This window comes from Streptomyces showdoensis, from assembly GCF_039535475.1.
GTDB lineage: Bacteria > Actinomycetota > Actinomycetes > Streptomycetales > Streptomycetaceae > Streptomyces > Streptomyces showdoensis.
Genome location: NZ_BAAAXG010000028.1, coordinates 506,806 through 531,437, shown reverse-complemented (window position 1 = coordinate 531,437; position 24,632 = coordinate 506,806). Strand labels below are relative to the sequence as shown.

The window sequence follows — 24,632 nt, the reverse complement described above, 5'->3', positions numbered from 1 at the left end:
ACCGGCGGTTCCCGCGCGCCGCTCTCCTCGCCCGCGCGGGGGAGTCACCCCCGTCCGGCCTCCCCCGGCCGGGGGAGGCCGGACGGGCCCGCCGCCACCAGCCCCGTCTCGTACGCGCAGATCACCGCCTGGATCCGGTCCCGCAGGCCCAGCTTGGCCAGCACGTTCCCCACGTGCGTCTTCACCGTGTGGTCGCTCACCACCAGCTCCGCCGCGATCTCCGCGTTCGAAAGACCCCGCGCGAGCAGCAGCAGCGTCTCGCGCTCCCGCCCCGTCAGCACGTCCAGGCGCGCGTCGGCCGGCGCGTCCGCCCGCCGCGCCGTCCCCGAGGTGTACTGCTCCACCAGCCGCCGCGCCACCGACGGCGCGAGCAGCGCCTCGCCCGCCGCCACCACCCGCACCGCGTGCACCAGGTCGTCCCGGCGCACGTCCTTCAGCAGGAAGCCGCTCGCGCCCGCGTGCAGCGCCTCGTACACGTACGCGTCCGAGTCGAAGGTCGTCAGGATCACCGTCCGGCACTCCGACTCCGCGCTGATCACCCGGCAGGCCTCGATCCCGTCCATCCGGGGCATCCGGATGTCCAGCAGCGCCACGTCCGGCCGCAGCCGCCGCACCGCCTCCACCGCCGCGGCGCCGTCCCCGACCTCCGCGACCACCTCGATGTCCTCCTGCACGTCCAGGATCAGCGCGAAACCGCTGCGCACCAGCTCCTGGTCGTCCGCGACCACCACCCGCAGCGTCATCCCCGCACCTCCAGCGGGAGCACCGCCCGCAGCTCGAAACCACGCCCGTCCGGACCGGGCCCCGCCGAGGCCGTACCGCCGTGGGCGGCGGCCCGCTCCCGCACCCCGACCAGACCGTGGCCGCCCTGCCCGCGGGCCCTCGTGGCCCCGGCGTGCCGCGGCCCGCGGCCGTCGTCCGTCACCCGGATCTCCACCGTGTCCCCCAGGTAGCCGAGGCACACCGAGACCCGCGTGGCCTCCGCGTGCTTCACCACGTTCGTCAGCGCCTCCTGCACGATCCGGAAGACCGTCGCCCCCGTCGCCGCCGGCAGCGGGCGCAGCGTGCCCTCCGTGGCGTACCGCACGTCGAGCCCCCCGCCCCGCACCCGCGCGACCAGCTCCGGGAGCCGGTCCACCCCCGGCTGCGGGTCCCTCGGCGCCCCGGCCCCCTCCTCGTCCCGCAACACGCCCAGCATCTGCCGCAGTTGCGTCATCGCGTCCCGCCCGGCCTCCGAGATCGCCTCGAAGGCGGCCTCGGCCCGCTCCGGCGCCCTGCGCACGGCCAGCGGGCCGGCCTCCGCCTGCACGATCATCAGGCTCACCGCGTGCGACAGGATGTCGTGCATCTCCCGGGCGATCCGGGCCCGTTCGCGCGCCGCGGCCCGCTCGGCCTCCACCCGGTTCGCCCGCTGCCGGGCGTCGGTCAGCCGCCCGAACACGTAGGCGGCACCGAACACGAAGAGCGAGAAGGTCAGTTCGCGCGCCGACTGGGTGTTGAGCCACACCGACGCCGGCACCGCGACGAGCATCACCAGCGCCGTCACCAGCCGCTTCCACGGCGGCGACAGCACGGCGATCGTGTACACGCTCACCAGGCCCGTGTACGGCAGCGGCTGCCCGGGCCCCTCCAGCGCCAGCTTGTACAGCGCGCCGGTCGCCAGGATCGCGAGCAGCACCGCCATCGGAGCCCTCCGCCGCCACACGAGGGGCACCACGGTGAGCGTCGTCAGGCCGTACGCCGGCCAGGTCGCCGGCTCCAGTTCCGGCCCGCGCGGGACGACGAACGGCATCGTCATCGCGGCCTGGACGAGAAGGGCCAGGCCGATGTCCACCGCCCACGGGTTGGCCGCCGCCCAGTTCCTCGTGTCCCGCAGTCCGGGTATGCCGTGAGCTCTGAGGATCTTCATCTACGGCTTGCGGCCCACCGCTCCGTACTGCGCCACCTCGGCCCCGTCCGGCGCCCGCCAGCGCGCGCACGACACGATGCCCGGCTCCAGCAGCTCCAGACCGTCCAGGAACGAGGCGAACTCCGCCCGGCTGCGCGCGGTGATCGGCGGGGTCGCGTGGGCGTTCCAGAACTCCATCGCCGCGATGTTCCCCTCCCCGCCCAGCTCCGCGTCGAAGGTCGGATGCGTCAGCACCAGATGACTGCCGGACGGCACCGCCGCCATCACCGTCCGCACGATCGACCGGGCCTCGTCGGTGTCCAGGACGAAGTTGAGGATGCCCAGTATCAGCACCGCCACCGGCCGCTCGAAGTCCAGCGTCCGGCCGGCCGCCGCCAGGATCGTCGCCGGGTCGTGCGCGTCCGCGTCCACGTACTCCGTCACGCCCTCCGGCGCGCTCGTCAGCAGGGCCCGCGCGTGGGTCAGGACGATCGGGTCGTTGTCGACGTAGACCACCCGCGACTCCGGCGCCACCCGCTGCGCGATCTCATGGGTGTTGTCGGCCGTCGGCAGCCCCGTACCGATGTCCAGGAACTGGCGCACCCCCGCCTCCGCCGCCAGGTACGTCACCGCCCGGCCGAGGAACGCCCGGTCCGCGCGCGCCACTTCGCCGATGCTCGGGTGGAACGACGTCACCCGGTCGCCGACCTCGCGGTCCACCGGGTAGTTGTCCTTGCCGCCCAGCCAGTAGTTCCACACCCGGGCGTTGTGCGCGATGTCGGTGCGGATCCTGTCGTTCATTCACGGCCCTTTCGCCGCACGCCGGCCAGCGTGTCGATCCGGTTGGTGGTGATCGAGTCCACCCCGTCGCGGATCAGCTTACGCATCGTCCAGGCCGTGTCCGCGGTCCAGGCCGACACCAGCAGACCGTCCTTGTGCACCCGCTCCACCAGCTCCCGACCGGCCAGCCCGAAGCGGTAGTTGAGCCACCGGGGGCGCACCGCGTCCAGCAGCGTGCGGCGCGGCGGGACCAGCGTGTTCCAGGTCAGCGCGATCTCCGCGGCCGGGTCCGCCGCCCGCACCTGGAGCATCGCGACGGCGCCCGCGCAGTAGTACACCCGCTCGCCCGCCCCGCACTCGCGGACCGTGCCCACGATCGTGCGCACCGAGCGCTCGTCGCCGCCCGGCAGGTCCAGCATCAGACGGTGCGGCCCTGCCGCGATCAGCGCCTCGCGCAGGGTCGGCACGCCGCCCCCCGTGGCCTCCGCGACCTCGGCCGCCGTCAGCGAGGACAGCGCGCGGTCCACCTTCCACAGGCGCTTGAGCGTGTCGTCGTGGAGCAGGACCGGGACGCGGTCCTTGGTGAGCCGGACGTCGACCTCCACCGCGTCCGCGCCCCGCTCGACCGCCGAGACGATCGAGGGGACGGTGTTCTCGCGGACGCGGTAGGGGTCGCCGCGGTGGCCTACGACAGTGACGGGGTCCATGGGGCCATTCTGCTGCGCCTCGGTCCGTCAGCGCGTCAGCGCGCCAGCCACTGCTCCGTGTACGTGTCGATCTCCTCGACGATCCGCGCCTTGCCCGCCTCGTCCAGGAACGAGGCCTCCACCGCGTTCTTGGCGAGGGCCGCGACACCGCGCTCGTCCAGGCCGAGCAGGCGGGCGGCGACGGCGTACTCGTTGTTCAGGTCCGTGCCGAACATCGGCGGGTCGTCGCTGTTGATCGTCACCAGCACGCCCGCGTCCACCATCTGCCGGACGGGGTGGTCCTCCAGGCGCTCCACCGCGCGGGTGGCGATGTTCGAGGTCGGGCAGACCTCCAGGGCGATCCGGTGCTCGGCCAGGTACTTCAGGAGCTCCGGGTCCTGGACCGAGCTGGTGCCGTGGCCGATGCGCTCGGCGCCCAGGTCGTTCAGGGCGTCCCAGACCGTCTCCGGGCCCGTCGTCTCGCCCGCGTGCGGCACCGAGCGCAGGCCGGCCGCGCGGGCGCGGTCGAAGTACGGCTTGAACTGCGGGCGGGGCACGCCGATCTCCGGGCCGCCGAGGCCGAAGGAGACCAGGCCCTCGGGGCGCAGCTCGACCGCCAGGCGCGCGGTCTCCTCCGCCGCCTCCAGGCCCGCCTCGCCGGGGATGTCGAAGCACCAGCGCAGGATCACGCCGAGCTCGGTCTCGGCCGCCTTGCGGGCGTCCTCGATCGCCTCCATGAAGGCGTGCTCGTCGATGCCGCGGCGGGTGGAGCTGTACGGGGTGATGGTGAGCTCGGCGTAGCGGATGTTCTGCCGGGCCATGTCCCGGGCGACCTCGAAGGTCAGCAGCCGCACGTCCTCGGGGGTGCGGACCAGGTCCACCACCGACAGGTACACGTCGATGAAGTGCGCGAAGTCCGTGAAGACGAAGTAGTCGCTCAGGGCCTCCGGGTCGGTCGGGACCTTGGAGTCCGGGTGGCGGGCCGCCAGCTCGGCGACGATCCGGGGCGAGGCCGAGCCGACGTGGTGGACGTGGAGCTCGGCCTTGGGGAGCCCGGCGATGAAAGGAAGCAGGTCGGTCATCGGGTCATCGTAGGCCGGGGCCCTCCTGCCCAAGGGGGAGGTCGTAGCATGGCGTGACCACGATGGGGGAGGCCCAATGTCCGAAAACAGCGAGCAGCCGGTGGACCCGTGGGCTCCGCCGAACCAGGACGGCGTCGAGCTGAGCAAGCCCGCGACGCCTCCGGTCCATGACCAGAACACCGTGATCTCGATGCCGGGCGCGGAGACCGCGCCGCCGCCGCCGGTCGCGCCGGGCGGCGCCTACGGGTACCCGACGGGCGGTGCGCCGTCGTACGGGTACCCGCCCGCGTCGCCGTACCCGGCCTACGGGCAGCCGGGGTACGGGCAGCCCGGGTGGCAGCAGGCGCCGTCCAACGGCATGGGCACCACCTCGATGGTGCTCGGGATCATCGCCGTGGCCGGCTTCTGCATGTACGGGCTCGGGATCGTGCTCGGCGTCCTCGCGCTGGTCTTCGGCATCATCGGGCTGAAGAAGGTCAACCGGGGCGAGGCGACCAACCGGGGCATGGCCATCGCCGGTGTCGTGCTCGGGGCGATCGGCACGCTGGTGAGCGCCGTGTTCCTCGGTTTCATCATCTGGGCCATCACCCAGGACCCGAGTTCCTTCGAGGACTCCAGCGATCCGTTCGCCACCTCGCTCGTCGTGGACGCCGGGGCCCGTTAGCCGCGAGCCCCTTCGGCCGGAACGCTCAGGCCGTGGGTGGTACGCGGGGGACGGGCTGGGGGCCGCGTTCCGGACTGCATGACGTACGGCGCGGAGCTGGTCACGGGAGACCTTGAGCTTCCAGTACCGCGCCACGCATCACGCTGTGCGTCCTGAACGCGGCCCCCTGCCCGTCCCCCGCTCCGGTCACCTCAGCCGGTCCCGCGCGGCCATCAGGGCGAAGCCCAGGAGGTTGCTGCCGCGCCAGCGGGCCGGGTCGGTCGCCCTCGGGTCGTCCGCCGTCATGCCGATGCCCCAGATGCGGTCCATCGGGCTCGCCTCCACGAGGACACGGGTGCCCGTGCCGAGGAGGTAGCCGCGGAGCTGCTCGGTCGAGGCGAACTTGTGGACGCTGCCCGTGGTCACGATGTCCAGGCGCCTCCGTTCCCAGAGGGATTCGTCGAAGTTCCTGACCAGGCGGCCGGCGTTCTTCGCCTCTGCCGGGGTGCGTGCCGCCAGGGCTTTCGCCTCGGCTTCCGCGTCCTCGAAGAGTCTGGCCTTCTCGGCCATCATCCAGTGCTCCGCGGTCGCGTACCGCACGTCGTCCACCACGAACGGTGACGGCCACCATTGGCTCAGACAGCTCGCCGAGAGGCGCCCGTCGGGGCTCGGGCGGTGGCCCCAGAAGTGCAGCCACTTGACCTTTTCACCCCTGCTGACCTGGTGAATCAGCTGCTCAAGATCCTTCATGCATGCCACCATCTCAGTTGCCACTGACACTCCGTACGGCAATTTCCCGCGGCCCTCGACACATGGTCGACCGATTCCGTCGCGTAACCAAAAGGCAACAACGGAATCACTTGTTGCACCCGTATGTCTCTGTCAGGATCGGCACTCAATTCGAGCTGGAACAACGGAGAGCGTCATGGGCAACCGCTTCCAGGTGTCGGACCGTTTCGCGGACGGCGCGCAGTACATCGGGGGGCGGCTCCGCCCCGGAACCTCGGGGCAGGAGCACAGTGTCATCGACCCCGCCACGGGGGAGAGCGTCTACACCTACACCCTGGCCTCCGTGGCCGATGTCGACGAGGCCGTCGCCGCCGCCAAGGCCGCGTTCCCGGCGTGGGCGGGTGCCACTCCGGGCGAGCGGTCCGAGGCCCTGCACCGGTTCGCCGCGGTCCTCGCCGAGCAGGCCGAGGACATCGCCGTCGTCGAGTCGCTCCAGTGCGGCAAGCCCATCAAGCTGACCACCGAGTTCGACGTGCCCGGCACCATCGACAACACCGCCTTCTTCGCCGGCGCGGCCCGCCATCTCCAGGGCCAGTCCGCCGCCGAGTACGACGGTGACCACACCTCGTACGTACGGCGCGAGCCGATCGGTGTCGTCGGGTCCATCGCGCCCTGGAACTATCCGCTCCAGATGGCCGCCTGGAAGATCCTTCCGGCTGTCGCGGCCGGTAACACGGTGGTTCTGAAGCCGGCCGAGCTCACTCCGCTGACGTCCTTGATGTTCGCTCAGGCCGCCACCGAGGCCGGGATTCCCGACGGCGTCATCAATGTCGTCACCGGGGCCGGGCGGGTCGTCGGCGAGCACCTGGTGGGGCACCCGGACGTCGTCATGACCTCGTTCACCGGGTCCACTCCGGTCGGCAAGCGGGTCGCCGAGATCGCCACGGCCACCGTCAAGCGGCTCCACCTGGAGCTCGGCGGCAAGGCGCCCTTCGTCGTCTTCGACGACGCCGACCTGGAGGCCGCCGCGCACGGCGCGGTCGCCGCCTCGCTCATCAACAGCGGACAGGACTGCACCGCCGCCACCCGCGCCTACGTGCAGCGGCCGCTCTTCGACGCCTTCGTGGCACGGGTCGCCGAGCTCATGGAGACCGTGCGGCTCGGGGATCCCTTCGATCCCTCGACCGACCTCGGGCCGCTCATCAGCCATGTCCAGCGCGACCGGGTCGCCGGGTTCGTCGAGCGGGCGCGTGGCTACGCGACCGTCGTCACCGGCGGTGAAGCTCCTGGTGGCGAGCTCAAGGACGGGGCGTACTATCGCCCCACCCTGATCACCGGCGCGGCGCAGGACAGCGAGGTCGTGCAGTCGGAGATCTTCGGTCCGGTCCTGGTGGCCCTGCCCTTCGACAGCGACGACGAGGGCATCCGGCTCGCCAACGACACCCCCTACGGGCTCGCCGCCTCCGCCTGGAGCCGCGACGTCTACCGGGCCAACCGGGCCACCCGCGAGATCAAGGCGGGGTGCGTCTGGGTCAACGACCACATCCCGATCATCAGCGAGATGCCCCACGGCGGCTACAAGGCCTCCGGCTTCGGAAAGGACATGTCGGCGTATTCCTTCGAGGAGTACACGCAGGTCAAGCACGTGATGTTCGATAACACGGCGGTCGCCGCGAAGGACTGGCACCGCACGATCTTCGGGGACCGATAGCAGCCAGCCGTCCGACCAGCGGCGAACCCATCCCGAAAGGGCACAGCGCATGGAGCAGTACCAGCCCGACAGTCTGTCCGCGGCGCAGATCGCGGCGATGCGGCGCAGCCTCACGAGCGGCCGGGGCGCGCTCACCCGCCGCTCGGTGCTGCGGGCCGGCGGCGTCGGAGCGCTCACGGTCGGCGGGCTCGCCGGCCTGAGCGCCTGCGGCATCCCGCCGGCCAAGCGGGAGGGCCAGGGGCCCGCGTCCACGGACTTCTCGGCCAAGGAGAAGAGCGTCACCTTCTCCAACTGGACCGAGTACATGGACGTCAGCGAGGACGAGAAGTCCCGTCCCACGCTGGAGGCGTTCGCCAAGCGGACCGGGATCAAGGTCAAGTACACCGAGGACATCAACGACAACGTCGAGTTCTTCGGCAAGATCAAACCGCAGCTCGCGGCCGGCCAGGACACCGGCCGCGACCTGATCTGCGTCACCGACTGGCTGGCCGCCCGCATGATCCGGCTCGGCTGGGCCCAGAAGCTGGACGCGGCCCACCTTCCCAACGCCTACGCCAATCTCTCGGCCCAGTTCCGTCGGCCCGACTGGGATCCCGGCCGTGCCTACTCGTACCCCTGGACCGGCATCTCCACCGTCATCGCCTACAACTCCAAGGCGACCGGCGGCAAGAAGGTCGACTCGGTCAGCCAGCTGCTCGACGACCCCACGCTCAAGGGCCGGGTCGGCTTCCTCACCGAGATGCGCGACTCGGTGGGGATGACCCTGCTCGACATGGGCAAGGACCCCGGGAAGTTCACCGACGCCGACTACGACGCGGCCATCGGGCGGCTCCAGAAGGGCGTCGACAAGAAGCAGATACGCCGCTTCACCGGGAACGACTACACGTCCGACCTCGACAAGGGCGACCTCGCGGCCTGTCTCGCCTGGGCCGGTGACGTCATCCAGCTGCAGGCCGACAACCCGGACATCAAGTTCGCCATTCCGGCGGCCGGCTACATCACCTCCAGCGACAACCTGCTGGTCCCCGCCCAGGCCCGGCACAAGACCAACGCCGAGAAGCTGATCGACTACTACTACGAGCTTCCGGTCGCCGCGCAGCTCGCCGCGTACATCAACTACGTCTGCCCGGTCGACGGGGTGAAGGACGAGCTCGCCAAGATCGATCCCGAGCTGGCGAACAACACGCTGATCGTCCCCGACAAGGCGATGGCCCGGAAGTCGCACGCCTTCCGCTCGCTGAGCAGCGCGGAGGAGACGGCGTACGAGGAGAAGTTCGCCAAGCTCATCGGTGCCTGACCGCCGCCGCCCCTTTCCTTACGACCCTCCGGGACCGCAACCCATGACTGACAAGACTGCTCACACCGCAAAGAACGCCGGCGGCGGCGACGTCCGTCTCTCCGGCATCAGCAAGTCCTACGGCTCCTTCCACGCCGTCCGCCCGCTCGACCTGACCATCCCGCAGGGCTCGTTCTTCGCCCTCCTCGGCGCCTCCGGCTGCGGCAAGACCACCACGCTGCGCATGATCGCCGGCCTGGAGGACCCCACCACGGGCACCGTCTTCCTCGGCGACCGGGACGTCACCGACCTCCCGCCGTACAAGCGGCCGGTGAACACGGTCTTCCAGTCCTACGCGCTCTTCCCGCACATGAACATCTTCGAGAACATCGCCTTCGGCCTGCGCCGGCGCGGCATCAAGTCGGTGAAGCCGCAGGTGGACGAGATGATCGACCTCGTGCAGCTCGGCGAGCACGCCCACAAGAAGCCGCACCAGCTCTCCGGCGGCCAGCAGCAGCGCGTCGCCGTGGCCCGCGCGCTCATCAACCACCCGCAGGTGCTCCTGCTCGACGAGCCGCTGGGCGCGCTCGACCTCAAGCTGCGCCGGCAGATGCAGCTGGAGCTGAAGCGGATCCAGACCGAGGTCGGCATCACCTTCGTGCACGTCACCCACGACCAGGAGGAGGCCATGACCATGGCCGACCAGGTCGCGGTGATGAACGGCGGCCGGGTCGAGCAGCTCGGCGCCCCCGCCGACCTGTACGAGAACCCGCAGACCACCTTCGTCGCCAACTTCCTCGGCACCTCCAACCTCATCGAGGCCGAGGTCGTCGAGACGGGCGCCGACGTCCTGGCCACGGCCGGCGGCGGCAGGCTCCGGGTGCCCGGCGCGCGCTGTACGGACGCCGTCCGCACGGGTGGCAAGGTGCTGGTCGGCGTGCGGCCGGAGAAGATCACGATCACCCACGCCGACGACGCCGGCTCGATAGCCGACGGCCGCAACCGGGTCACCGGGCGGATCGCCGACTCCTCGTTCATCGGCGTCTCCACCCAGTTCGTGGTGAACTCGCCGGCCGGCGCGGAGCTCCAGGTCTTCGAGCAGAACGTCGAGCGCGACACGCGTCTGGTCCCCGGCGCCGAGGTCGTCCTGCACTGGAACCCGGCCCACACCTTCGGGCTCGACGCGGCCCAGGACATCGACGCGGGCGTGGAGACGGTGGAGGACGCCGCATGAGCGCCCCCACCCTCGTGAAGGAGGAGGCGGCCGCGACCGGCGACCCGGTGCCGCGCAAGGCCTCCACCCGCAAGCGGCTCGTCCCGTACTGGCTGCTGCTGCCCGGCATCATCTGGCTGCTCGTCTTCTTCGCGCTGCCGATGGTCTACCAGGCCTCCACCTCGGTGCAGACCGGCTCCCTGGAAAAGGGCTTCGAGGTCACCTGGCACTTCCAGACCTACTGGGACGCCTTCCAGGAGTACTGGCCGCAGTTCGTCCGCTCGCTGCTCTACGCGGGCACCGCGACCCTGCTCTGCCTGCTGCTCGGCTACCCGCTGGCGTACCTGATCGCCTTCAAGGCCGGCCGCTGGCGCAACCTCCTCCTGGTCCTCGTCATCGCGCCGTTCTTCACCAGCTTCCTGATCCGCACGCTGGCCTGGAAGACGATCCTCGCGGACGACAGCCTCGTGGTGGACGCGCTGAACACCCTGCACGTCCTCGACGTCACCAGCTGGCTCGGCTGGACCGAGGGCAGCCGGGTGCTCGCCACCCCCATGGCGGTGGTGTGCGGTCTGACGTACAACTTCCTGCCGTTCATGATCCTGCCGCTGTACACCTCCCTGGAGCGGATCGACGGCCGGCTGCACGAGGCCGCGCAGGACCTGTACGCCTCCCCGGCGACCACCTTCCGCAAGGTGACCTTCCCGCTCTCCATGCCGGGCGTCGTCTCCGGCACGCTGCTCACCTTCATCCCGGCGAGCGGCGACTACGTCAACGCCGAACTGCTCGGCTCGACCGACACCAAGATGGTCGGCAACGTCATCCAGTCGCAGTTCCTGCGCGTGCTCGACTACCCGACGGCCGCCGCGCTGTCCTTCATCCTCATGGCGATCGTGCTGCTCATGGTCACCGTCTACATCCGCAAGGCGGGAACGGAGGACCTGGTCTGATGCGTTGGATCCGACAGCACCTTGTCGTCATCGCGGGCCTGCTGACGCTCGCGTACATGATCCTGCCGAACGTCGTCGTGATGGTGTTCTCGTTCAACAAGCCGAACGGGCGCTTCAACTACGCGTGGCAGCAGTTCTCCCTGGACGCCTGGAAGGACCCCTGCGGTGTCGCCGACATGTGCGGCTCGCTGTCCCTCTCGCTCCAGCTCGCCGCGTGGGCCACGGTCGGCGCGGTCGTCCTCGGCACGATGATCGCCTTCGCGCTGGTCCGCTACCGCTTCCGGGCGCGCGGCGCGATCAACTCGCTGATCTTCCTGCCGATGGCGATGCCCGAGGTCGTCATGGCCGCCTCGCTGCTCACCCTGTTCCTGAACATGGGGGCCGAGCTGGGCTTCTGGACGGTCCTGATCGCCCACATCATGTTCTGCCTGTCGTTCGTCGTGACGGCGGTCAAGGCGCGCGTGATGTCCATGGACCCGCGCCTGGAGGAGGCCGCGCGCGACCTCTACGCGGGGCCGGTGCAGACCTTCCTGCGGGTGACGCTGCCGATCGCGGCGCCCGGCATCGCGGCCGGCGCGCTGCTCGCCTTCGCGCTCTCGTTCGACGACTTCATCATCACCAACTTCAACGCGGGCTCGACCGTGACCTTCCCCATGTTCGTCTGGGGCTCGGCTCAGCGCGGTACGCCCGTTCAGATCAACGTCATCGGTACGGCGATGTTCGTCATCGCGGTCCTGGTGGTAGTGGCCGGACAGATGGTTACGAACCGGCGCAAGAAAACAGCAACAGCCTGACCGAAAGCCGGTCAGGCACCGAAGGAGTTGGAAACCATGGCCCCAGTCGCCATGCGTCTCGCTGCACAATCTCTCTCCGACGCCCAGCCCGTCCCCTTCTGGCTGGAAGACCCCGGCAAGCCGGGAGCCCTGCCCGCCCTCACCGGCACCAAGCGCTGCGACCTGCTGGTCGTGGGCGGCGGCTACAGCGGTCTGTGGACCGCGCTGATCGCCAAGGAGCGCGACCCCTCCCGGGACGTCGTGCTCATCGAAGGCCGCGAGGTGGGCTGGGCCGCCTCGGGCCGCAACGGAGGCTTCTGCGCCGCCTCCCTCACCCACGGCCTGGGCAACGGGCTCGCCCGCTGGCCGGGCGAGCTCGCCACGCTGGAGCGGATGGGCGAGCGCAACCTCGACGCCATCGAGGAGGCCGTCGCCCGCTACGCGCTGGACTGCGACTTCGAGCGCACCGGCGAGATCGACGTGGCCACCGAGTCCTACCAGGTGGACGAGCTACACGAGCTGTACGAGGAGGCCGCCGGGCTCGGTCTCGCCGAGGGCCTGGAGCTCCTCGACGGCGACGCGGTGCGGGCCGAGGTCGCCTCGCCGACCTTCAAGGGCGGTCTGTGGGACCGCCGAGGGGTCGCCATGCTGCACCCGGCCAAGCTGGCCTGGGGGCTCAAGCGGGCCTGCCTCGACCTGGGCGTGCGGATCTTCGAGAACACCCCGGCGCTCGACCTGGTCTCGGCGGGCGGCTCCGGCGGCGGCATGGCCGTGCGCACCCCGTACGGCCGGATCGCGGCCCGCCGGGTCGCCCTCGGCACCAACGTCTTCCCCTCGCTGGTCAAGCGGCTGCGGCACTACACCGTCCCGGTCTACGACTACGCGCTGATGACCGAGCCGCTCTCGGCCGAGCAGCTCGCCTCCGTCGGGTGGAAGAACCGGCAGGGCCTCGGTGACAGCGCCAACCAGTTCCACTACTTCCGCATCACCGCGGACAACCGGATCCTGTGGGGCGGCTACGACGCCGTCTACCAGTTCGGCGGCAAGGTGACCGCCGAGATGGACCACCGTCCGGAGACCTACCTGAAGCTGGCCCAGCACTTCTTCACCTGCTTCCCGCAGCTGGAGGGGCTCCGCTTCAGCCACGCCTGGGGCGGAGCGATCGACACCTGCTCGCGCTTCTCGGCCTTCTTCGGCACCTCGCACCAGGGCAAGGTGGCGTACGCGCAGGGCTACACGGGCCTCGGCGTCGGTGCGACGCGCTTCGGCGCGGACGTGATGCTGGACCTGCTGGCGGGGGAGCGGACCGAGCGGACCGAGCTGGAGATGGTCCGTTCCAAGCCGCTGCCGTTCCCGCCGGAGCCGATCGCCTGGGCGGGCATCGGGCTGACCAAGTGGTCGCTGGCCCGGGCCGACGAGAACGGCGGCCGACGCAACCTGTGGCTGAAGACCATGGACAAGCTGGGGCTGGGCTTCGACAGCTGACCGGCCCGGAGGGCCCGCGGCCGCTCGCCCCGATCCGTGATCGTGTTGTGATCCAGATCACAACTCACGGGTAGGGAACCCGCGTAAGAGAAACCCCGAGCCGCCCTCTCTCCGTACGGACACCGCGACCGTGGTGCCCGTACGGAGAGAGGAGACCGTTGCGATGACTGGTTCGGGGGCTTCGGAGGCCAGGACCGCCGTGGAGTGGCTGGCCTCGGTCGCGCCGGATCCCGACGCCTGCCGGTGGGAGTGGGAGCGCAACCCGCACGGGGTCGCACTGCTGCCCGCCGGGCGGCGCTGGGACGTGCTGATCCTGCCGTCGGAGCTCGGCTACCCGACGCTCGACGTGCTGACCCGCCTGGTGGACCGGCCGGGCCCGGTGCTGGCCGACTTCGGCGACGCCCGGATCGGCTTCTTCGTGCCGCCGGGCACCGCCGCCCGCTGGCTCGGCACCGGGGTGCGCGGCGCTGGCAGCGGCACCTGGATCGTGGTCCCGTACCCGGGCCGGCTGGCCGGCGGGGTGCGCTGGCTGGTGGCCCCGGACGCGGCCGGCACGCTCACGGACGCCGCGCTGCTCGAACTCGCGATGCACGAGGCGGCGGGCCGGCTGGCGCGCGGGGCGGGGGAGCCGGGGGACATCTGACACCACGTCATGCCGGGCAGAGGTCTTGACCACTCAATTGGTCTGGACCATGCTGTGGCGCGCTCCACCTCGATTCCCCCACCCCCGGAGGCAGTTGTGGACCGCACCAGACCCCTGACCCTGTTGCTGGCGGGCGTCCTCGCCGCCGGCGGACTCGTCGCGCTCACCCCCGTGGCCCAGGCCGCCGACACCGAACTCGCCCGCAACGGCGGCTTCGAGTCCGGCCTGGACGGCTGGAGCTGCACGGCCGGCAGCGGGGCCGCCGTCGCCACCCCCGTGCACGGCGGCACCAAGGCCCTGCAGGCCACGCCGGCGGGCAGCGACAACGCCAAGTGCTCCCAGACCGTCACCGTGAAGCCGAACTCCACCTACGCGCTCAGCGGCTGGGTCCGCGGCAGCTACGTCTACCTCGGCGCCTCCGGCACCGGCACCACCGACGTCTCCGCCTGGACCCAGTCCGCCCCCGACTGGCAGCGGCTCGCCACCACCTTCACCACCGGCGCCTCGACCACCTCGGTCACGATCTACACCCACGGCTGGTACGGCACCGGCGCCTACCTCGCCGACGACCTGTCCCTGCTCGGCCCCGGCGGCGACCCGGTCCAGATCCCGGCCACCCCGGCCGGCCTCACCGCGGGCTCCGCCACCTCGTCCTCGATCACCCTGAGCTGGCCGGCGGTGTCCGGCGCCACCTCCTACAAGCTCTACCGGGACGGCGTCCTCGTCGCGACCGTCACCGGCACCTCGTACACCGCCACCGGCCTGGCCGCCTCCACCTCGTACAGCTTCCAGGTCTCCGCGGCGAACAGCGCGGGCGAGTCGGCGAAGTCCACCGCCGTGACCGGCACGACGACCAGCGGGGGCGGCGGCAACCCCGGCGGCTCCCTGCCCGCCCACGCCCTCGTCGGCTACCTCCACGCCAGCTTCGCCAACGGCTCCGGCTACACCCGCATGGCCGACGTCCCCGACTCCTGGGACGTCATCAACCTCGCCTTCGGCGAGCCGACCTCGGTCACCTCGGGCGACATCCGCTTCAGCCTCTGCCCCGCGACCGAGTGCCCGAACGTCGAGTCCCCCGCCGACTTCAAGACCGCCATCAAGGCCAAGCAGGCCGCCGGCAAGAAGGTCCTGATCTCCATCGGCGGCCAGAACGGCCAGGTCCAGCTCTCCACCACGGCCGCCCGCGACACCTTCGTCTCCTCCGTCTCGAAGATCATCGACGAGTACGGCCTCGACGGCCTCGACATCGACTTCGAGGGCCACTCGCTCTCGCTCCAGACCGGCGACACCGACTTCCGCAACCCGACCAGCCCGGTCATCGTCAACCTGATCTCGGCGGTCAAGACCCTCAAGGCCAAGTACGGCGCGAAGTTCGTCCTCACCATGGCGCCGGAGACCTTCTTCGTCCAGCTCGGCTACCAGTACTACGGCTCCGGCCCCTGGGGCGGCCAGGACCCCCGCGCCGGCGCCTACCTCCCGGTCATCCACGCCCTGCGCGACGACCTCACCCTGCTGCACGTCCAGGACTACAACTCGGGCTCCATCATGGGCCTCGACAACCAGTACCACTCGATGGGCGGCGCGGACTTCCACATCGCCATGACCGACATGCTCCTCACCGGCTTCCCCGTCGCCGGCAACACGGCCCGCGTCTTCCCGGCCCTCCGCCCCGACCAGGTCGCCATCGGCCTCCCCGCCTCCACCCAGGCCGGCAACGGCCACACCACCCCGGCCGAGGTCAACAAGGCCCTCAACTGCCTCACCAGGAAGACCGACTGCGGCACCTACCAGACCCACGGCACCTGGCCGGCCCTGCGCGGCCTGATGACCTGGTCGATCAACTGGGACCGCTACAACCAGTGGGAGTTCAGCCGGAACTTCGACGCCTACAACTGGAGCTGACGGAGGGCCTCAGCCGAGCAGCTGTGAGAACAGCCGGTCCGCGGCCCGCGAGGGCCCCGGACCGGCCTGCTCGGCGAGGACCGCCGCCAGGTCCACCGGCACCGCCCGCACCCGGGCCGTGACCGGCCCGTCGAGCCGGCGCACCGCAACCCGGGCGCCCCGCGCCGATCCGTCGCCCGGGTGGAGCAGGACACGGACGGGAGGATCCCCGCCCAGGCCGCGGCCCAGGGTCTGCGCGTACAGGAACGCCTGGTACAGGTCCTCCGGCGAGAGCTTCCTCGTGTCGTACAGCTTGTACTTCACGTCCACCGGAAGCCGGAACGGCTCACCCTCCCGGCGCCCCGTGACCAGCAGGTCGGGCCGCACCTCCCCGTGGCTCCGCCCGGCCCGCTCGTCGTACAGCACCTTCCGGTGCCGGGACTGGGACGTCACGAGCAGCCCCGAGCCCGCCGCGCCCCACTCCACGAGCCGCGTCACGAAGTCCTCGAACAGCCGGTTCATGTCGACCAGGAAGGCCCGCGCCGCCAGCGCCCCGGACGCGAACAGGCCGTCCAGACCTCCGCCGAGCAGCAACAGCCGGGCCCATCCGTGCGCCGGCCGGTAGTGCTCGTTGTGCCGGTGGAACGCCAGACCGGACAGCAGCGCCCGTACGTCCCCGGGCGCGGTGGGCGCGTGGGCCGCGAACTCCGCCGCGGCCCGCCGGGCACGGGCCCGCACCCCGGGCGCGCGGGCGGTGCGGGCGGCGAGTGCGAGGGCGGCCGCGCACAGCCGGTTGTCGGGGATGTCGGCGTCGTGCTCCTCGAACCGGCAGGCGAGCCGGTCGAGCCGGCCGAGGTGGCGCACCAGCTGCCGGTCGGGGAGCAGCCGGCCGCGGACCACCCGCAGATCGTCCTCGACGGTCAGGTAGTCCCGGCGCACCCCGTGCCGCAGCAGCCGCTCACCGTGCTCCACCACCATCAGGCAGACCAGGTCCCGCAGGTTCGGCGCCCCGCCGCGGAACTCCTGGGCGGTGGGCAGCGGGTCGCGTGCCGCGCCCCAGGCGAGGTCGAGCATCCTCAGGACGTCGAGTTCGGTGCCGAGGTACTTCGGACGGACGCGGATCTCACAGCCGTCGAGACGCACCGCGCCCACGTACTGGTACGCCGTCACCTCCAGCTTCCCGCCGGCGAGCTCGCGCAGCCTCAGCCGCGCGTCGAGCCTGCCGTCGGCGAGCAGACGCCGGTCGGCATCCGACAGGCGGATGCCCTCGAAGACCGCGGAGCCGTACTCGCGCAGCTCGTGGACGGCCTCACTCGGCACCGGCACCGACCTGCAGTTCCTCGTAGAGCAGGGTGACGAGGGGTTCGTCGCCCACGTCCTTCAGGGTGTGCGTGGCCGGATCGACCAGCCCGTCCCCGAGGAAGCCGGCGAGCAGGGTGTAGTCGTCGTACGCGTACTCCTGCAGCAGGGGCAGGATCTCGCCCCGGATCACGGCCGCGAACTCCGCGGGCGAGGAGACCGGCCTGCCCCCGGGCAGGAAGAAGGCGTGCCCTATCTGCTTCTCGCGGTCGAGCAGGCTCCGGATGCGCCGGTTGAGCTCGTCGAGGAAGTCCGCCAGATGCAGCTTCCCGACCCAGCGGTCGACCAGCGGGCGGGAGTCGGGGAGGAGTTCGAGGAAGCTGAAGCGGCGGCGGATGGCCGCGTCGAGCATCCGGATCGAACGGTCGGCGGTGTTCATGGTGCCGAGGATCCGTACGTTCGGCGGCACCCGGAAGGCCTCGCCGGTCAGCGGCAGGGTGACCGGCAGACCCCGCTTGTCCTTCTCCAGGATCGTGATCAGCTCGCCCAGGATGCGGGGCAGATTGCCCCGGTTGAGCTCGTCGACGATCACCAGGTGCAGCCGGCCGGGGTTCTCGGCCGCCCGCGCGCAGACCCGCTTGAAGACGCCTGGCGCCGGGCGCAGCGCCAGACCTTCGGCGCCGTCGACCGGGCGCAGGCCCTCGACGAAGTCCTCGTAGCCGTAGCTCGGATGGAAGGCCACCATGGTCAGCCGGCCGGACCCGGTCAGCGCGTCGAGCGTCTCGCGGAAGGCCGCGGAGCCGGGCTCGGCGAGCGGGTCCACCCCCGGGAGGTCGTCGGAGAGCTCGCCCAGCCGTCGTACCGCGTAGCGCAGCGCGTGGTAGGTCTTGCCGGTGCCGGGCGGCCCGAACAGCACGGCCTGGCCGCGCCGTTCCAGGGCGTCGTCGATGCGCTGGAGGTCGTCCTCCAGGGGAGGGATCTCCTGGGCCTCGGAACCGCCGCCGGCCGGTGCCGTACCGTTCGCCGCGACGCCGTCGCCCGCCGAGCCGGGCGTGGCGGAGAGCTTCTGGATCCGGCGCCAGAGGGCGGGGGGGCACCTCGGTGACCGTCCGCCCGGCCCACTCGGCGACCGGCTGGTCCAGTCCGCCCGCGCAGGTCCCGTCCCACACGACGTCGACCGTGTGCCGGTGGTCGGGGAGGTCGGCGCGCCAGCGGTAGCCGTCGGTGACCTTGCCGACGCCGAGCACCTCGCTGCGCCCGCTGGTCGCCACCACGCGGTCGCCGAGGCGGAGCTCCGGAAGCTGCCAGAGGTCCGCCGCCCGCTCGGCCGGATGGCCGGTGCCGGCGAAGGCCTCGGCGTACGCGGCCTTGAACTCGTCCAGGTCGGCATAGCCGTGCAGGTCGCCGATCCGGTCGGCGTCGACGGCGATGTATCCCTCGCCACGGAACCTGTCCCAGCGGCCCGCGTCGGGCAGACCGATCCGGACGACCCGGCCCGCGGTGCGCCGGACCGGCGCCCACCAGTCCAGGAAGTACCAGACGAGCTGAGGCGGCCAGTCCTGGAAGCGGGGGTCGGCGTCGATGAGCCGCTTCAGCGCCTCCTTGCGGGCGAAGGGCTGCAGCTTCGTCCCGGTGCCGGGGGCGAGCCGGTCCAGATAGTGCTGGGTGAAGCTGTCGGCGTAGACGGGCAGGGTCGCCTCGGGGGCGTAGACGCGCAGGGTCTTCGCGATCACCGTGATGCCGGAGCGGACCGCCGGCAGGTCGTCGATGTCCCGGAGCCGCCCCTCGCGGGCGGCGGTCACCGCCGCCACGACGCCGGAACGGATCGCCTCCCAGGCCTCGTCGAGGCTGCCGTGGCCCTTGTCGTACCACCAGGTGCCGTCACTGCGCCGGTAGAGCAGGTGTTTCATCGCAGAGCCGCCGGTGATGCTGCCGAGCGCCTTGCTGCCGTACTCGAGGACATGGCTGTAGACCGGTCCGGGGGCGCCGGGCTGACCGAGGGCGTAGCGTTCGACCGGCAGCGTGGGCCACTCTTCCCAGGGGAACGCGGCCCTGATCGCCGCCGCGTCGCGCTCCGCCGCCTCCACGGCGTCGAGGTACCGGTCGCGGTCGAAGACGCGCAGCGCCTCATCGACCGGCCAGTACTCCAGGTCCGCCGCGTAACTCTCGGTGACGGGTCGCAGCGCGCAGGAGCAGACGCCGGTGACCGGCCGCCCCTTGCCGTTGAGGAGCTGGGCCCCCTCAGCGAAGGCGGTCACGTCGTCGGCGTCCAGCAGCCGGCGCCAGAGGAGCCCGTCGGGGTCGGGGTAGCGGGGGAGGGCGCCGGAGTCGGTGAGGTGGCCGCAGGACGGATCGTGATGGATCTTGCTGCCGTGGAGCGGCAGGATGACCCAGCCGCCCGACGGCATCAGCTCGTAGGGCCGTCCCCCGACCGTGACGGCGTACTGCTCTCCCGTGTCCGCCATGTTCCCGTCCCCTCCCCGCGCCGGCCGTCCGGCGAGCCCCGACCGTACCGCGCCGCCAGGACCGGCCAGCGCAGCAGGGGGACGCACAGGGCGACGGAGGCCAGGACGTCCAGGGGCCAGTGGAAGCCGCGGAGGAGCAGGCCCGTGGCGGTCACCGCCGTGAGCAGGGCGGCCACCGGGACCAGGCGCCGGGAGACCAGGAAGGCGGCGCCGAAGTAGGCGATCAGGGCCGTGGCCGTGTGGCCGGAGGGGTAGTAGCCGTGGGCCCAGGGCTCGAGGGGGCCGGGGCGGGCGGTCCACGCCTTCAGGGGGACGACCAGGAGGGGGACGGCGGCCATGGCCAGGCCCGCGAAGAGGGCCTCCGCGCGGCGGCCGCGCCGGATCGCGTACGCCATGGCGGCGGCCAGGACCGGCAGCGCGACCGTCAGGTTGCCCAGGTCGGAGGCGGCCTCGCTCAGGCCGCGCGGGACGGTGTCCACCAGGGCGCGGGAGAGGCGTTCGTCGAGGCGGGCCAGCGGGCCGTGGACCAGGACCTGCCAGGTGGTGAGGGCGAGGGCGACGAGGGCCCAGAAGACAGCCGGCCGCCCCGGAACAGGGGGGGTTGTTCCGGGGCGGCCGCCAGGACCGGGCTGCCGCGCGCCCCGGGGGGTGTGGGGCGGGCGGCCATCCGATCGGTGAGGAGTTCCGGAGCCCAGGGCTCCAGTGGTGTGCGCCAGGGCACGGTGTGGGCGGGGCTGGGGAGGCTCCGCCCGGGGTGTTTCTCTCATCTGCGGAAACCGTACGGCACGAAGAAGGGGACCGACAGCCGGATCTCCATCCCGCCATCGGCCCCCCACAGCTTCTTCACACGGAGCGTCAGATCTGGGCGAACGCGCTCTCGATGACGTCCAGGCCCTCGTTCAGGAGGTCCTCGCCGATCACCAGCGGCGGCAGGAAGCGGAGCACGTTGCCGTAGGTGCCACAGGTCAGGACGAGGACGCCCTCGGCGTGGCAGGCCTTGGCGAGCGCGCCGGCGGCCTCCGGGTTCGGCTCCTTGGTCGCCTGGTCCTTGACCAGCTCGATCGCGATCATCGCGCCGCGGCCGCGGATGTCGCCGATGATCGGGAACTTCTCCTGCATGGCCGTCAGACGGGCCTTCATGAGGGACTCGATCTTCTTCGCCGCGGCGTTGAGGTCGAGCTCCTTCATGGTCTCGATGGCGCCGAGCGCACCGGCGCACGCGACCGGGTTGCCGCCGTACGTGCCGCCGAGGCCGCCGCCGTGGACGGAGTCCATGATCTCGGCGCGGCCGGTGACCGCGGCGAGCGGCAGGCCGCCCGCGATGCCCTTGGCGGTGGTGATGAGGTCCGGGACGATGCCCTCGTCCTCGCAGGCGAACCACTGGCCGGTGCGGCAGAAGCCGGACTGGATCTCGTCGGCGACGAAGACGATGCCGTTGTCGTTGGCGAACTTCACGATGGCCGGCAGGAAGCCCTTGGCCGGCTCGATGAAGCCGCCCTCGCCGAGGACCGGCTCGATGACGATCGCGGCGACGTTCTCGGCGCCGATCTGCTTCGTGATGTTGTCGATCGCCTGGGCGGCGGCCTCGGGGCCGCAGTTCTCGGCACCGGTGGGCCAGCGGTAGCCGTAGGCCACCGGCACGCGGTAGACCTCGGGGGCGAACGGACCGAAGCCCTGCTTGTACGGCATGTTCTTCGCCGTCATGCCCATGGTGAGGTTCGTACGGCCGTGGTAGCCGTGGTCGAAGACGACGACGGCCTGGCGCTTGGTGTACGAACGGGCGATCTTGACCGCGTTCTCGACGGCCTCGGCGCCGGAGTTGAACAGCGCGGACTTCTTGGCGTGGTCGCCCGGGGTCAGCTCGGACAGCGCCTCGCAGACCTCGACGTAACCCTCGTACGGCGTGACCATGAAACAGGTGTGGGTGAAGTCCGCGAGCTGCGCGGAGGCGCGGCGGACCACGGCCTCGGCGGAGGCGCCCACGGAGGTCACGGCGATGCCGGAGCCGAAGTCGATCAGCTGGTTGCCGTCGACGTCCTCGATGATGCCGCCGCCGGCCCGCTTGGTGAACACCGGCAGCGTGGAGCCCACGCCACCGGCGACCGCGTCGAGACGACGGGCCTGAAGCTCCTGCGACTTCGGGCCGGGAATGGCGGTGACGACGCGCCGCTCCTGCGGGACAGCGTTCATGCGGGGCTCCTGGGGGTGTTCTGGACGCACTTGCGGGTTTCCTCCGCAGGCTAGGCGGGAGGGAGGGGCGGAGGCATGCGCCGATCGGGAGTGTTGGGGGGTGTGTCGTTGTCCTTGGTGGACATGACGGCAGGTGCTGCGGCCCGGCAGCGCGGCGGCTCGGGTCGGAGCTGTGCCGACGATCGGCCGAACGGGTGGGCGAAACCCCTCCGGGACGGGCCGCGCCCACTAGATTGACGATGGCACAGTTGCGGCGACCTGGCTGGTCAGGGGGCAGGGGTTCATGGAGACCGACGGCACGTACGAGTCCAGCGGCACCCGGGGGACCGGGGCCGGGGTGCCCCGCCCGGCCGCGTCGCCGCCCGCCGAGTCGCCATCGGCCCCGGCGGTCCCCGCCCGCCCGTCGGCGCTGCCGTCCGTACCGCCGCCGCCCGCGCACGCGCCGGGCGGTCCGGCGCCGGGTGTGCCCGCGGCACCGGACCGGAGGCCGTTCCCCGCCTCACCGCCGCCCGCACCCGCTGTGCCCGGATCCGCGCACGGGGCACCCCCGCCGCCGAGTGCCTCGCCGGGCTTTCCCGCGCCGTCCGGCGCCCCCCTCGTCGCCCCGCCCGTGCCGCCGCACACCGCTACGTCCCGCGCCCCCGCCGCCGAGTGGCTGGACGCGCCGCGGCCGGAGTCCGGGCTGGGCATCTGGCGGTTCCGGCACGTGCCGGCCGGCCCGCCGGCCGAGCGGCTGGCACCCGTCACGATCGTCGGGATGCTGCTGCCGGTGGCCATCGGACTCGTCCTGTGGTCCGTCTGGCGCACGGGCCTCTTCCCGTACAAGACCGAGATCCTGTGGGCCGTGACCCCCGAGGGCTGGTTCTGGCCGGCCAGCACCGTCGCGGTGGACTGGCACGGTGACGCGGCACGTGTGGTCGTGGACGGCGTGTTCTTCGCCGGACTCGTGACGGGCCTCGGCTTCCTCGGCTCCTGGCGCAAGATCACCATGCACTACATGAGGCGGTTCGAACCGGTCCCCCGTGCCGTGGTCGCCGCCCTCCTGGCACTCGGCGCCCTGCTCTTCGTGTGGCCCGAGGCGTTCGGCCTCGACTGGATGCCGCTGCCCGTCGCGAGCACCCTGCTCGCGCTCATCGCGTTGACCACCGGCGGCTTCGAGGTCTTCACGTCACCCCTTCTCGTCTACACCGCCTACACGCTGATCACCCTTCTCGTCCTGTGGCCGTTCGCCCGGCTCGGCGACTGGAAGGGGCTCTTCCTCGCCCGGCGGGCCCGCTCCGCGTCCGCCGCTCCGACCGCTCCCACCGGCCCCGTCGTACCGCCCTCCCAGTGGCCCGAGCTCCGAGCCGCCGGAGCGCAGCGCGCCGCCGACGTCCTCGCCGCCGAGGTCGCCGGCGGACGGATGAACGACGTCGACATCGCGCGCGTACGGCGGGCCTGGGCGGAGACCGACCGGGACGGGACGCGCCGCGGCGCGCTCGCCGAGGCGATCGTCGGCCAGGGCGCCGCCGCAGCCGGACACCCTTCTGGCGAGCGCGACCTGCCGGGCCGCCGGAACTCCACCCACGACCTGCTTCTCGGCCAGGTCCGGGTAGGCCGGTACGCGGCGGCCGAGCGCACCCCGCACGCCTACCAGGGCGCCGGGCTCGCCTTCGACCCCTCGCTGCTCGGCACCTCGCTGCTCGCGGTGGGCCCGTCCGGCTCCGGCAAGTCCCGCGCACTCGTCGCGCCCCTCGTGGAGTCGCTCACCCTGCAGGCCCTCACCGGCGGCTGCGCCGTCGTCGCCGTCGGCGCCGCCGGGGCGCCGCTGGGCCCGGACGAGGCGTACGACGTCGTGATCCGGCTCGGCGATCCGGCCTCGCGGCACGACCTCGACCTGTACGCGGGGGCCACCGACCCGGACGAGGCCGGTGCGCTGCTCGCGGAGGGCCTCGTCGGCGACATGCCGGGCGTCGAGCCCCGGCGCGCCGCCACCGTCCTGGCCCAGCTCATCGGCCCCTACCGGGCGGTTCACGGGCGCTTCCCCTCGGTCCCGGTGCTGCGCGAGCTCCTGGAAGCACGCCCGGAGACCCTGCGGCTCCTGCTCGACCGGCTGCCCGAGGACGGCTCCGTCACGCCCATGCGCCGTGAGCTGGAGTCCCGGATCCGGCAGGCCGGCACCGCGACCGACCTCGGCCCGGTGCTCGCCGACCGGCTCGCCGCGCTCGACCGGCCCGTTTTCGCCGACTTCTTCGGCGGCAGCGGCGACGACCGGGTGTTCGCCCTGCGGGCCGTCGTCCGGCACCCCATGCGGGTGCGGATCAGCCTCCCGGAAGGCGCGCACGAAGAGGCCGCCCGGCTACTCAACCGGCTGCTCCTCGCCCAGTTCCAGACCGTGGTACGGGACCGCGGGGGCAGGAACGGGGCTCACTTCGCCTGTCTCGTCCTCGACGACGCGGCCGGCGCGCTCACTCCAGGGACGGTGCGCGGCCTCCAGCGGCTGCGACCGCAGAACGCCGGAGTCGTGCTCGCGCTGCGCACCCTCGCCGAGGTCCCCGAGCCGCTGCACGGGCCGCTGCTCGCGGTCGTCGGCTGCCGGATGGCGTTCTCCGGCATCCCCACCTGGGACGGGCGGGCGTTCGCCGAGGCATGGGGCATCGAACGGGTGGAGACCACCGAGGTGGCCCACCACACGGTCTTCGCCGACCAGCCGATGACCCGGGCCATCCACGCCCTGCGCAAGAAGCTCACCGGCAAGGCCGTGACCACGGAGGCCGTGACCGTACGGGAGGTCGAGCGCGAGCGCTGGTCCGCCTCCGACCTCGCCCACTCCGTGCCGCCGGGGCACGCGGTCCTCTCCCTCACCCACGTGCGCGGCGAGCAGACGCCGCCGCTCCTCGTGGACCTGCGCGGCTGAGGGGGGTCCGGCCGAGGCCGGCCACCCCCGTGCGGGTCGGCG

Annotated in this window: 20 protein-coding genes; 10 read left to right on the top strand and 10 right to left on the bottom strand. The window is 72.0% G+C overall.

Annotation, left to right across the window (positions count from 1 at the left end; all coding sequences use genetic code 11):
- Positions 1-44: 44 nt before the first annotated feature.
- From ABD981_RS36990 to ABD981_RS36970, 5 genes are read right to left on the bottom strand one after another with little or no spacing between them, the layout of a single operon-like run.
- A complete protein-coding gene (locus ABD981_RS36990) occupies positions 45-743 on the bottom strand; it encodes a response regulator transcription factor (RefSeq protein WP_046905511.1) in 699 nt (232 codons plus the stop codon).
- Complete coding sequence (locus ABD981_RS36985; protein WP_382748474.1) at positions 740-1,909, bottom strand: sensor histidine kinase; 1,170 nt, start codon at positions 1,907-1,909, stop codon at positions 740-742. Before ABD981_RS36985 ends, ABD981_RS36990 begins: the two co-directional genes overlap by 4 nt.
- Positions 1,910-2,689 (bottom strand): SAM-dependent methyltransferase, encoded by a 780-nt coding sequence (locus ABD981_RS36980; protein WP_046905512.1) that lies wholly within the window; start codon positions 2,687-2,689, stop codon positions 1,910-1,912.
- Positions 2,686-3,375, bottom strand: a complete 690-nt coding sequence (locus tag ABD981_RS36975; RefSeq protein WP_046905513.1) for a glycerophosphodiester phosphodiesterase — start codon at positions 3,373-3,375, stop codon at positions 2,686-2,688. Before ABD981_RS36975 ends, ABD981_RS36980 begins: the two co-directional genes overlap by 4 nt.
- A gap of 35 nt (positions 3,376-3,410) precedes the next feature.
- Positions 3,411-4,436: an adenosine deaminase gene (locus ABD981_RS36970; RefSeq protein WP_046905514.1), complete on the bottom strand. Its 1,026-nt coding sequence runs from the start codon at positions 4,434-4,436 to the stop codon at positions 3,411-3,413.
- A gap of 76 nt (positions 4,437-4,512) precedes the next feature.
- On the opposite strand from ABD981_RS36970, the gene ABD981_RS36965 reads away from it, so the two are divergent.
- Positions 4,513-5,100, top strand: coding sequence for a DUF4190 domain-containing protein (locus ABD981_RS36965; RefSeq protein WP_046905515.1), 588 nt, complete (start codon positions 4,513-4,515; stop codon positions 5,098-5,100).
- 186 nt (positions 5,101-5,286) lie between these two features.
- Here ABD981_RS36965 and ybiA read toward each other — a convergent pair whose 3' ends face one another.
- Positions 5,287-5,829, bottom strand: a complete 543-nt coding sequence (ybiA, locus tag ABD981_RS36960) for a riboflavin biosynthesis intermediates N-glycosidase (protein ID WP_046905559.1) — start codon at positions 5,827-5,829, stop codon at positions 5,287-5,289.
- Positions 5,830-6,004: 175 nt separating this feature from the next.
- Between ybiA and ABD981_RS36955 the strand changes: the two genes are divergently transcribed.
- The 8 genes from ABD981_RS36955 (at position 6,005) to ABD981_RS36920 (ending at position 15,761) form a co-directional block, all read left to right on the top strand.
- Positions 6,005-7,519 (top strand): gamma-aminobutyraldehyde dehydrogenase, encoded by a 1,515-nt coding sequence (locus ABD981_RS36955; RefSeq protein ID WP_046905516.1) that lies wholly within the window; start codon positions 6,005-6,007, stop codon positions 7,517-7,519.
- 49 nt (positions 7,520-7,568) lie between these two features.
- On the top strand, positions 7,569-8,816 hold the full coding sequence (locus ABD981_RS36950) for an ABC transporter substrate-binding protein (protein ID WP_046905517.1): 1,248 nt from the start codon (positions 7,569-7,571) through the stop codon (positions 8,814-8,816).
- A gap of 43 nt (positions 8,817-8,859) precedes the next feature.
- Positions 8,860-10,029 (top strand): ABC transporter ATP-binding protein, encoded by a 1,170-nt coding sequence (locus ABD981_RS36945; protein WP_046905518.1) that lies wholly within the window; start codon positions 8,860-8,862, stop codon positions 10,027-10,029.
- Positions 10,026-10,958 carry an ABC transporter permease gene (locus ABD981_RS36940; RefSeq protein WP_046905519.1) on the top strand — a complete coding sequence of 311 codons (933 nt, stop codon included), beginning with the start codon at positions 10,026-10,028 and terminating at the stop codon, positions 10,956-10,958. Before ABD981_RS36945 ends, ABD981_RS36940 begins: the two co-directional genes overlap by 4 nt.
- Positions 10,958-11,752, top strand: a complete 795-nt coding sequence (locus ABD981_RS36935) for an ABC transporter permease (protein WP_046905520.1) — start codon at positions 10,958-10,960, stop codon at positions 11,750-11,752. The genes ABD981_RS36940 and ABD981_RS36935 overlap by 1 nt, the downstream gene beginning before the upstream one ends.
- Positions 11,753-11,788: 36 nt before the next feature.
- Positions 11,789-13,216, top strand: a complete 1,428-nt coding sequence (locus ABD981_RS36930; protein ID WP_046905521.1) for an NAD(P)/FAD-dependent oxidoreductase — start codon at positions 11,789-11,791, stop codon at positions 13,214-13,216.
- A gap of 163 nt (positions 13,217-13,379) precedes the next feature.
- Entirely contained in the window at positions 13,380-13,859 is a 480-nt protein-coding gene (locus ABD981_RS36925) for a hypothetical protein (protein ID WP_046905522.1), read from the top strand.
- Between the two features lie 96 nt (positions 13,860-13,955).
- Positions 13,956-15,761 carry a chitinase gene (locus tag ABD981_RS36920; protein WP_046905523.1) on the top strand — a complete coding sequence of 602 codons (1,806 nt, stop codon included), beginning with the start codon at positions 13,956-13,958 and terminating at the stop codon, positions 15,759-15,761.
- 9 nt (positions 15,762-15,770) lie between these two features.
- Here the strand turns inward: ABD981_RS36920 and ABD981_RS36915 are convergent, their stop codons facing one another.
- The 4 genes from ABD981_RS36915 to gabT all read right to left on the bottom strand — a co-directional run bounded on the left by ABD981_RS36915 (position 15,771) and on the right by gabT (position 21,694).
- Positions 15,771-17,066 carry an McrC family protein gene (locus ABD981_RS36915; RefSeq protein WP_123954089.1) on the bottom strand — a complete coding sequence of 432 codons (1,296 nt, stop codon included), beginning with the start codon at positions 17,064-17,066 and terminating at the stop codon, positions 15,771-15,773.
- Positions 17,050-17,955, bottom strand: a complete 906-nt coding sequence (locus ABD981_RS36910) for an McrB family protein (RefSeq protein ID WP_345530551.1) — start codon at positions 17,953-17,955, stop codon at positions 17,050-17,052. Before ABD981_RS36910 ends, ABD981_RS36915 begins: the two co-directional genes overlap by 17 nt.
- Positions 17,956-19,446: 1,491 nt before the next feature.
- A complete protein-coding gene (locus ABD981_RS36905; protein WP_165590876.1) occupies positions 19,447-20,271 on the bottom strand; it encodes a phosphatase PAP2 family protein in 825 nt (274 codons plus the stop codon).
- Positions 20,272-20,359: 88 nt separating this feature from the next.
- The gene (gene gabT, locus ABD981_RS36900; protein ID WP_046905525.1) at positions 20,360-21,694 is read right to left on the bottom strand and encodes a 4-aminobutyrate--2-oxoglutarate transaminase; all 1,335 of its coding nucleotides are present in this window, start codon (positions 21,692-21,694) and stop codon (positions 20,360-20,362) included.
- Positions 21,695-21,977: 283 nt separating this feature from the next.
- Here gabT and ABD981_RS36895 point away from each other — a divergent pair, with 283 nt between their 5' ends.
- Complete coding sequence (locus tag ABD981_RS36895) at positions 21,978-24,590, top strand: ATP/GTP-binding protein (RefSeq protein ID WP_382748478.1); 2,613 nt, start codon at positions 21,978-21,980, stop codon at positions 24,588-24,590.
- Positions 24,591-24,632 lie beyond the last annotated feature (42 nt).